This is a genomic window from Thalassolituus sp. UBA2009, from assembly GCF_002335285.1.
Lineage (GTDB): Bacteria > Pseudomonadota > Gammaproteobacteria > Pseudomonadales > Oceanobacteraceae > Venatoribacter > Venatoribacter alkanivorans.
On record NZ_DDCJ01000069.1, the window covers coordinates 48743 to 57879 of the forward strand.

Genomic DNA, 9137 nt, shown 5'->3' on the forward strand with positions numbered 1-9137 from the left:
TTACTCATCAGTCGCGCATTTCCCGCTCAGCTTCAGAGAGGCTGGCGATAAAGGATTCACGCTCGAACAGACGCTCCATATATTGCAGCATCGGCTTACAGGATTTCTCCGGCAATTCGATACCCAGTACAGGCAGACGCCACAGGATCGGGCCAACGCAGCAATCAACGATGGAGAACTCTTCGCTCATAAAATATGGCAGTTCTGCAAAGATCGGGCTGGTTGCGATCAGGCTGTCAGTCAGCTGCTTACGGGCAGCCTCAACGTCTTTACCTTTACCATTAAGGATGGTGTCGATCAGGCCGCCCCAGTCTTTTTCGATGCGGTTAATCCACAGACGGCTCTGCGCACGGGCAACCGGGTAAACCGGCAGCAGCGGCGGATGCGGAAAGCGCTCGTCGAGGTATTCCATCATCACGTTTGGTTCGTACAGAACCAGATCGCGATCCACCAGTGTCGGCAGCGAGTTGTATGGGTTCAGTGATGCCAGATCTTCTGGCTTGTTGTCGGGATCGACGTCATGAATTTCTACCGCCACCCCTTTTTCAGCCAGTACGATACGTACACGGTGACTGTAATGATCTGACGCATCCGAATAGAACGTCATGGAAGAGCGTTTAGCCACAACCCCCATAATTTCCTTACCTCTTAGCAAACCCAAAAACAAAGATAGCCCGGCCGCAAAAGCGGACGGGCTGTGCAGGCAATTAACTGCCGGACGTATTACTTAACGTCGCGCCAGTATTCTTTGTTCAGCATATATACAGGAACAAAGAAGATTGCCAGGAATAACAGTACCCACCAGCCGATGCGCTCACGCTCAACGGCAATTGGCTCAGCCATGTAAACCAGGAAGTTAACCAGGTCATACACAACTTTGTCGTACTCTTCAGCAGACAGCTTGCCTTCTTCAGCCAGGTACAGAACACCTTCGTGCTCTTCGGTGATTTCCTGACCAGTCAGGGTATCAAAACCAACAGCAACCTGTGCGGTACCTTTTACCTGACGGCCTTGCAGATCCGCCAGAACATGCGGCATACCAACGTCTTTAAATACAACGTTGTTCACGCCCCATGGACGGCTTGGATCTTCGTAGAAGCTGCGCATGTAGGTATATACCCAGTCAGGGCGACGTACGCGGGCAACCAGAGTCAGATCCGGAGGAGTCGCACCAAACCAGCGCTTGGAGTCTTCCTTCTGCATACCGATGGTCATCAGTTCACCGAACTGCTTGTCGGCAAAAATCAGGTTTTCTTTCATCAGATCTTCCGGGATACCCAGATCGCGGGCAACACGGTTGAAACGGGCATGCTCCAGAGAGTGACAGCCCATGCAGTAGTTAGCAAAGGTCTGTGCACCACGCTGCAGAGATGCAGTGTCAGTCAGATCTGTAAGGTGCTTATCCAGATGCACACCTGACTCAGAAGCCAGTGCAAACGCTGGGATAAATGCGGCAATTAACGCGAATACTTTTTTCATTATCAGTGGCCCCCGGTTACGCGCTCTGGTACTGGTTTGGTTTTTTCCATGCGGGTGTAGAACGGCATCAGCAGGAAGAAGCCAAAGTAAATAACTGAGCAGAAACGAGCCAGGAAAGTATTCAGGTCGTTTGCTGGCTGAGTACCAAGCCAGGTCAGTTCAACGAAGGCGGCAGCAAATACAACAATAAATACTTTGCTGATCCAGCCTTTGTAGCGCCAGCTCTTAACCGGGCTGCGATCCAGCCATGGCAGAACAAACAGCACAGCAATAGCAGCAGCCATAGCAATAACGCCCAGCAGCTTATCCGGTACTGCACGCAGAATTGCGTAGAACGCACCGAAGTACCATACAGGAGCAATGTGTGCAGGTGTCTTCAGGCCGTTAGCTGGCTCAAAGTTAGCGTACTCCAGCATGAAACCGTTACCTTCAGGGAAGAAGAACAGTACGGTACAGAAAATCATCAGGAAGACGACGATACCCACCAGGTCATGAACGGTGTAGTAAGGGTGGAACGGAATACCATCCAGCGGCTTGCCGTTTTCGTCTTTCAGTTTTTTGATATCAACGCCATCCGGGTTGTTAGAGCCAACTTCGTGCAGCGCCAGCAGGTGCAGAACCACCAGCATCACAATCACCAGAGGCACAGCAATAACGTGCAGAGCGAAGAAGCGGTTCAGGGTGGCACCGGAAATCAGGAAGTCACCACGGATCCACTCAGTCAGAGCATCACCAATACCGAAAGGAATAACTGAGAACAGAGAGATAATTACCTGCGCACCCCAGTAAGACATCTGTCCCCATGGCAGTACGTAACCCATGAAAGCTTCCGCCATCAGAGCCAGATAAATCAGCATACCGAAGATCCAGATCAGCTCACGTGGCTTCTGGTATGAACCGTACAGAATCGCACGCATCATGTGCAGATAAACGGCAATAAAGAAGAAGGTCGCACCAGTGGAATGCAGGTAGCGGATCAGCCAGCCCCACTCAACATCACGCATGATGTATTCAACAGAGGCAAAAGCGCCTTCGGCACTTGGCACGAAGTTCATAGTCAGCCAGACACCAGTCAGAATCTGGTTAGCCAGCATCATCATTGACAGTACGCCGAAGAAATACCAGAAGTTGAAGTTCTTCGGTGCATAGTACTTGGACATATGCTTTTCATAGGTCTGGGTAACCGGCAGACGGTCATCAATCCAGCCCATCAGAGTGTTTTGCTGCTTACTCATTAAGCGTTCTCCTCATCGACACCGATTACCAGAACATTGTCGCCCTCGAAGGAATATGGGGGAACGACCAGGTTAGAGGCTGCCGGTGAGCCGTTAAATACACGACCTGACAGGTCGAAACGGGAACCGTGACATGGGCAGAACCAACCACCCTGCCAGTTTGCATCGAATGCTTCCGGCTGAACTTCAGCAAAGTATTTCGGTGCACAACCCAGGTGAGTACACACACCCAGCAGTACAATAAATTCCGGCTTACGCGAACGGTTAATATTATCCGCATAGGCTGGCTGTTGTTCTTTATTGGAATTTTCAGGATCTTTGAGGCGGCTGTTCAGCGCCGGAAGATTGTCCAGAGTTTCCTGAGTGCGGCGTGCAATATACACCGGCTTACCACGCCATGCGGCGGTCAGCATCGCACCTGGCTCAATTTTGCTGATATCGACTTTTGCCGGAGCACCTGCTGCTTTCGCCTTCTCACTTGGCAACCAAGATTTCACGAAGGGTACTGCGAGAAAGCCAGCGCCGACAGCACCGACGCCGGCTGTAGCGCCTACGAGCAGAGTACGCCGACCCTTATTCACGCCGTCTTGACTCATTACCATCTTCTCCCATCAAAAAAATTCTTTTGTGCTACAAGGTCAGGAGCCTGCTGTATGTTTTTTGTACAGACCCAGCGTAGCATACAGAGCGGCGCACATAGTAAAGAAATTGGGAGGTGGAAACAACCTGAAAAACCCACAGAACATGGGGTTTTGGGCATAAAAAAAGCGTCCATTGACATAGGCCAATGAACGCTTCTTTTTGTATCCTTCGAGCGAATTAACGCTTGGAGAATTGTGGCTTCTTACGTGCTTTACGCAGACCCACTTTCTTACGCTCAACTTCACGAGCGTCACGGGTAACATAACCCGCTGCGCGCAGAGAAGGACGCAGAGTTTCGTCGTATTGCATCAGTGCACGGGTAATACCGTGACGGATAGCACCGGCCTGACCGTTACCACCACCGCCGTTAACGTTAACAATAACGTCAAACTTGGTCAGGTTTTCAGTCAGTTCGAGTGGCTGGCGAACAACCATGCGAGCGGTTTCACGACCGAAGTAAACATCCAGAGGACGCTTGTTAACTACGATGCTGCCTGTACCAGGACGCAGGAACACACGAGCTGTGGAAGTCTTACGACGACCGGTACCATAGTATTGAGAGACTGCCATCATATTATCCCAGTTTCAGTTCTTGCGGCTGCTGAGCGGTATGCGGATGCTCGCTACCAGCATAAACTTTCATTTTTTTGTACATGGCACGACCTAAAGGATTCTTTGGAAGCATACCTTTAACGGCCAGTTCGATTACCATTTCAGGCTTATGGTCGATCAGTTTCTCGAAAGAAATAGACTTCAGACCACCTGGGTAACCAGTGTGATGATGGTACATCTTGTCACTGGTTTTATTACCGGTAACTTTAACTTTGTCTGCATTGATAACAACGATGTAATCGCCGGTATCAACGTGTGGAGTGTATTCTGGCTTGTGCTTGCCTCTCAGACGGCGAGCAACCTCAGTGGCCAGGCGACCCAGCGTCTGTTCAGCTGCATCAACTACAAACCACTCACGTTTTACGGTTTCGGGTTTCGCGCTGTATGTTTTCATCAATTTCTCGCCTTTAAGGGCATGTTGATTCGAAAAGAGGGCGGCATTCTATAGGAAGGAAGATTCTTCCGCAAGTCATAATCCTGTATGAATTATGATCCGACCGGCCACTGCGGTTAAGCCCGCACCGGCACTGGGATGGCGCCCGCCGACACAGTAAAAGAAACCGCCGTTTGCGGTCAGCAAACGGCGGTTCAGGTATCTGTACCGGCTATGATTTGATCAGTAATGTTCCGGCTCGCGGAACTTCACCAGACCGTAAATCAGGGTCAGCATGGTGACCATGATATCGAGCAGAATGGCCAGAGCCATCATGGTCGAGGTGTCTTCCTGCTGGTCGTAACCCAGCGTTTGCCCGACATAGAAGCAGGTAACGCTGACGACAAAACCAATCAGGATGCAGGCTACCAGAAAATAGCCCTTGCCGTCATCCATCGTGAGCGTTTCATCCAGAACCTTTGCCTGCAACAGGAAGTAAGCGCTGTAACAAAGAGCACAGGCCAGCGCCATGCCGACCAGAAAAAAAGCAACCATAACGATTAACCCGCAGAACGATAACTGGCTAAAGCCTAGCTCAGATCTCTGCAGCTGCAAGACAGCACTGACCTTATTATCAGTGCATACGATCCTGCGCAATGCTTCCCTGTGCCTCTGCATGACGGCGCAGTATACGTGCCACCAGCATTCTCAGCTGCGCCGGCTTGATGGGCTTGTGCAGATAATCCAGCCGCTGACGGTGGAAGCTGCTGACCACTTCGTCACTGGTATCGCCGGTGACAATCAGAGCCGGAACATCCGCCAACGTCCGCCTGACTTCATGCACAAAAGAACAGCCGTCATACCGGCCAGGCATACGGTAATCAACGATCATAAAATCCGGAATAAATCCGTCTGCTATCGCAGCAAGCGCGTCACTGGTTGAGGAAAAACTGATGCAGTGACTTCCCCAGACCGATAACAGCGACTCCATCGCCATAACAATGGAGGCTTCATTATCAACCACCATGATATTCAGCCCGGCAAAAGCGTTGTATCCTTCCGGGCTGCCTGCGAGAGCCGGTTTAGCAGGTAGCGGCTCATGGCTGAGCGGCAGCAGTAAGGCAACCTCAGTTCCCTGCCCCAATACCGAACTCACCTGTATTTCGTGGCCCAGCAGTTTGAGAATCCGCTGCACAATAGCCAGCCCCAGCCCCAGACCGCGCTTACGGTCACGCTCCTGATTATGTACCTGAAAAAATTCCTGAAAAATACAGTCCAGATCTTCTTCTGAGATGCCAATACCGGTATCGATAATACGCAATTTAACCTGTTGATCTGCTGCTTCAAATAACACCCGGATACCACCCTCCGAGGTATATTTCACGGCATTAACCAGCAGATTAGTCAGCACCCGTTCCAGCAGAACCGGGTCGGAGTAAACCACACAATTGCAGTAATCGACGCTGAAACTAAGCCCTTTTAAGGTGCTGTCAATAACAAACTGCCGCTCCAGCTTGTCGAGCAGATCATCGATACAGAAACTCTGTTTATTAATGGCAACGTTGTTATCGGCATCCAGACGCGATACGTCAAACAGTGCTTCCAGCAGTTCACTCAGAGACTCCAGCCCCTGGCTGATATTTTCCAGATCTTCACGCTGATCACGGACCACAATTTTTTTATTAAGAATTTCGGCATACAGACTGACCGCATGCAGAGGCTGACGGAGGTCGTGACTGGCAGATGCGAGAAAACGCGATTTTTCTTCACTGGCGCGGTTAGCGCGGTCGGTTTGTTGCTGTAGGTCTGCGATCAGATCCAGGTTTTCGTATTTAAGGCGGATGGAGTTATCAATAACCCGGTGTATCGTCCGGCTGAAGCCAAACGTCGCAAATAAATAGACTGCAGCCCCAAATCCCATCCAGCGATACATATATTCATCCTGAATAAACATACTCAGAACCATGGGCGTCATAAGAGGGGCTGAAAATAAAATATAGGCAACCGGACGGGAAGACAGCGATACCATGCTGCCAGCAATCATGCTGATAAACGTGAGAATCAGATAAGCAATATTATTGATGTTATCGGCATCAAATAATATCGCCCCGCCGATCCCCCAGATACAACCTGTCAGGAAAATCAGCAGTACCTGCTCTATGCCATAACGGAATGTTTCCCGGTGCGTGACAATCGCACTACCGGGAAAATGATAATGCAGCATCCGGATCGCCAGCATTATATAAAGTAAAACAGACCAGAGGATGACGCGGGTCGAGTAATCGCCATGCCAGAAAACAATCAGCAGAGGAGCGCTGCCGAGTAAATTGCCCGCCAGAATCATGGGTGTATTACGGTGAACTACCCTGATTTTTTCGGCGAGAATTTCATTCTCATACTCTGACACGGTAGCGCTGTTCTGGGCACGCCACGGATGCCGCACAGAGACCCGCCTAATCCAGCCCAAGCTGATGGGCCTTTTTGCTCGATTCGGAACGACTCTGTGCACCCAGCGCGTGGAAAATAGCGCTGATATGCGATTTGACCGTGGCCACACTCAGACACATCTGTTCGGCAATTGCCTGGTTCGACAGCCCTTTTCTGACCAGGCGCAGCACTTCAAGCTGCCGGCGGGTCATATTATGCTGCGCCGCCCACTCTTCACTTTCGTTTAAAAAAGCCGTATCGGCAGCAGGGTAACCATCATTGGAATATGTGACTTTACCATCCAGAACATCGTTGATTGTCTGAATGATCCGCTGCCCGGAAGACGATTTAGGAATAAAACTCATCGCCCCCAGCTCAACTGCTTTTTGCATATCATCCGGATCGCGGGAAGCGGACACAATAATAACCGGCGTCAGATTGTTACGCCGATTCAGCTCAGCCAGAAGGGTAAACCCATCCATGATCGGCAGACGCAAGTCGATCAGCGCGATATCAAATGCTCCGGACAGCAGTTTCTTCAGCGCATCCTGACCGTTATTAACGGCATCTATATCCGTCGCCAGGCCAGACCCGGCAAGAATGCCCCTCAACCCGTCCAGAAACATCTGATGATCATCGACCAGTAGTATTTTCATAATCCCTTCCTGCTGAAAATGGCGATCCGTCAGCCAGCAAACACTCTGCCGCCAAACTCTTTAATCTATCGCACCCCGATCAGACTGTAACCATCTGAAAGAATGGAATACGCAGACCACGTGGACACACCGGAAAACAGCCAACAAAAAGCCCGCATAATGCGGGCTTCGTGTTCAGCTTCAGTGTTCGCGTGTCGCGCGGAAATCGATATCCGGCCAGCGCTCCTGAGTCAGACTCAGATTCACCCGGGTAGGGGCAATATAAGTGAGGTAACCGCCACCATCGATGGCCAGGTTTTCACCGCCCTTACGCTTAAAGTCTTCCAGCATTTTACTGTCGCTGCAGTACACCCAGCGCGCCGTACTGACACTGACCGGCTCGTAAATACATTCCACCTTGTATTCATCACGCAAACGCTGCTGTACCACATCAAACTGCAGCACACCCACCGCGCCCAGAATCAGGTCGTTATTATTCAGCGGCATAAACAGCTGGGTCGCACCCTCTTCTGACAGCTGCTGCAGACCTTTCTGCAGCTGCTTCATTTTCAGCGGATCTTTCAGGCGCACACGCTTAAATAATTCCGGAGCAAAATGCGGAATACCGGTGAACTGCATATCGTCACCAAAGGTGAAGGTATCACCAATCTGGATGGTGCCATGGTTATGCAGACCGATAATATCGCCGGAAATAGCCTCTTCCACCGCCGAACGGTCACCGGCAAGGAAGGTTACGGCATCGGCGATTTTTACATCTTTGCCAATGCGTACGTGCTTCATCTTCATGCCCTTGCTGTAGGTGCCAGAGCAGATACGCATAAAGGCAATACGGTCACGGTGCTTCGGATCCATATTGGCCTGAATCTTAAAGATAAAGCCGGTGAACTTATCATCGGCCGGAGCAACCGGCCCCTTATCAGTATCACGGGCTAATGGCGCCGGTGCCCATTCAACGAAGTAGTTGAGCAGTTCACGTACACCAAAGTTGGCCAGTGCCGTACCGAAGAATACCGGGGTCATTTCACCGCGCAGATATTCATCCAGATCAAACTCATAGCTGGCGCCGCGCACCAGTTCAATTTCATCCACCAGCTCGGCGACTAAATCAGCACCCAGCAAGGCTTCTGCTTCAGCGGACTCCAGCCCCTGAATCTGAATATCATCCGGCACCACACTGCCCTGACCCGGTGTAAACACATGAATCGTGTCGGTGATCAGGTTATACACCCCTTTAAATGCCTTACCCATGCCAATTGGCCAGGTAACGGGGGCGCATTTGATTTTCAGGATGGTTTCAATTTCGTCCAGAACTTCAATATGGTCGCGGACTTCACGGTCCATTTTGTTGATAAAGGTGAAGATCGGCGTGTCACGCAGGCGACAGACTTCCATCAGCTTGATGGTCCGGTCTTCTACACCTTTGGCGCCGTCGATAACCATCAGTACGGAATCGACTGCGGTCAGGGTGCGGTAGGTATCCTCCGAGAAGTCTTCGTGACCCGGTGTATCCAGCAAGTTAACCATGCGGCCGTTGTACGGAAACTGCATTACCGAGGTGGTAATGGAAATACCACGGTCCTGCTCCATCTGCATCCAGTCGGAGGTCGCCATACGGCCGGTTTTCTTACCTTTTACCGTACCGGCCAACTGAATGGCATTACCGAACAGCAACAGCTTTTCGGTGATGGTGGTTTTACCCGCATCGGGGTGCGA

10 protein-coding genes are annotated in these 9137 nt (G+C 50.9%); all 10 read right to left on the reverse strand.

The genetic code is table 11. The annotated features are described in order from the left end of the window. Positions 1 to 7: 7 nt before the first annotated feature. Complete coding sequence (gene sspA, locus B3P58_RS08910) at positions 8 to 634, reverse strand: stringent starvation protein SspA (protein ID WP_145471056.1); 627 nt, start codon at positions 632 to 634, stop codon at positions 8 to 10. Positions 635 to 723: 89 nt separating this feature from the next. After that, positions 724 to 1479: a cytochrome c1 gene (locus B3P58_RS08915; protein WP_230332551.1), complete on the reverse strand. Its 756-nt coding sequence runs from the start codon at positions 1477 to 1479 to the stop codon at positions 724 to 726. Between the two features lie 2 nt (positions 1480 to 1481). Next, positions 1482 to 2714, reverse strand: a complete 1233-nt coding sequence (locus tag B3P58_RS08920) for a cytochrome b (RefSeq protein ID WP_230332550.1) — start codon at positions 2712 to 2714, stop codon at positions 1482 to 1484. After that, a complete protein-coding gene (petA, locus tag B3P58_RS08925; protein ID WP_286717067.1) occupies positions 2714 to 3310 on the reverse strand; it encodes a ubiquinol-cytochrome c reductase iron-sulfur subunit in 597 nt (198 codons plus the stop codon). The genes B3P58_RS08920 and petA overlap by 1 nt, the downstream gene beginning before the upstream one ends. Before the next feature lie 223 nt (positions 3311 to 3533). After that, complete coding sequence (gene rpsI / locus B3P58_RS08930; RefSeq protein ID WP_145471077.1) at positions 3534 to 3926, reverse strand: 30S ribosomal protein S9; 393 nt, start codon at positions 3924 to 3926, stop codon at positions 3534 to 3536. Positions 3927 to 3930: 4 nt separating this feature from the next. After that, positions 3931 to 4362, reverse strand: coding sequence for a 50S ribosomal protein L13 (rplM, locus tag B3P58_RS08935; protein ID WP_145471059.1), 432 nt, complete (start codon positions 4360 to 4362; stop codon positions 3931 to 3933). A 222-nt stretch (positions 4363 to 4584) separates the two neighbouring features. Next, positions 4585 to 4896: a hypothetical protein gene (locus tag B3P58_RS08940; protein ID WP_145471060.1), complete on the reverse strand. Its 312-nt coding sequence runs from the start codon at positions 4894 to 4896 to the stop codon at positions 4585 to 4587. A gap of 79 nt (positions 4897 to 4975) precedes the next feature. Continuing rightward, a complete protein-coding gene (locus tag B3P58_RS08945) occupies positions 4976 to 6748 on the reverse strand; it encodes a hybrid sensor histidine kinase/response regulator (RefSeq protein ID WP_286717068.1) in 1773 nt (590 codons plus the stop codon). A 46-nt stretch (positions 6749 to 6794) separates the two neighbouring features. Continuing rightward, positions 6795 to 7424: a response regulator transcription factor gene (locus B3P58_RS08950; RefSeq protein ID WP_286717070.1), complete on the reverse strand. Its 630-nt coding sequence runs from the start codon at positions 7422 to 7424 to the stop codon at positions 6795 to 6797. Positions 7425 to 7604: 180 nt separating this feature from the next. After that, on the reverse strand, positions 7605 to 9137 hold a 1533-nt coding region (locus B3P58_RS08955; RefSeq protein ID WP_286717071.1), incomplete at its 5' end, for a peptide chain release factor 3.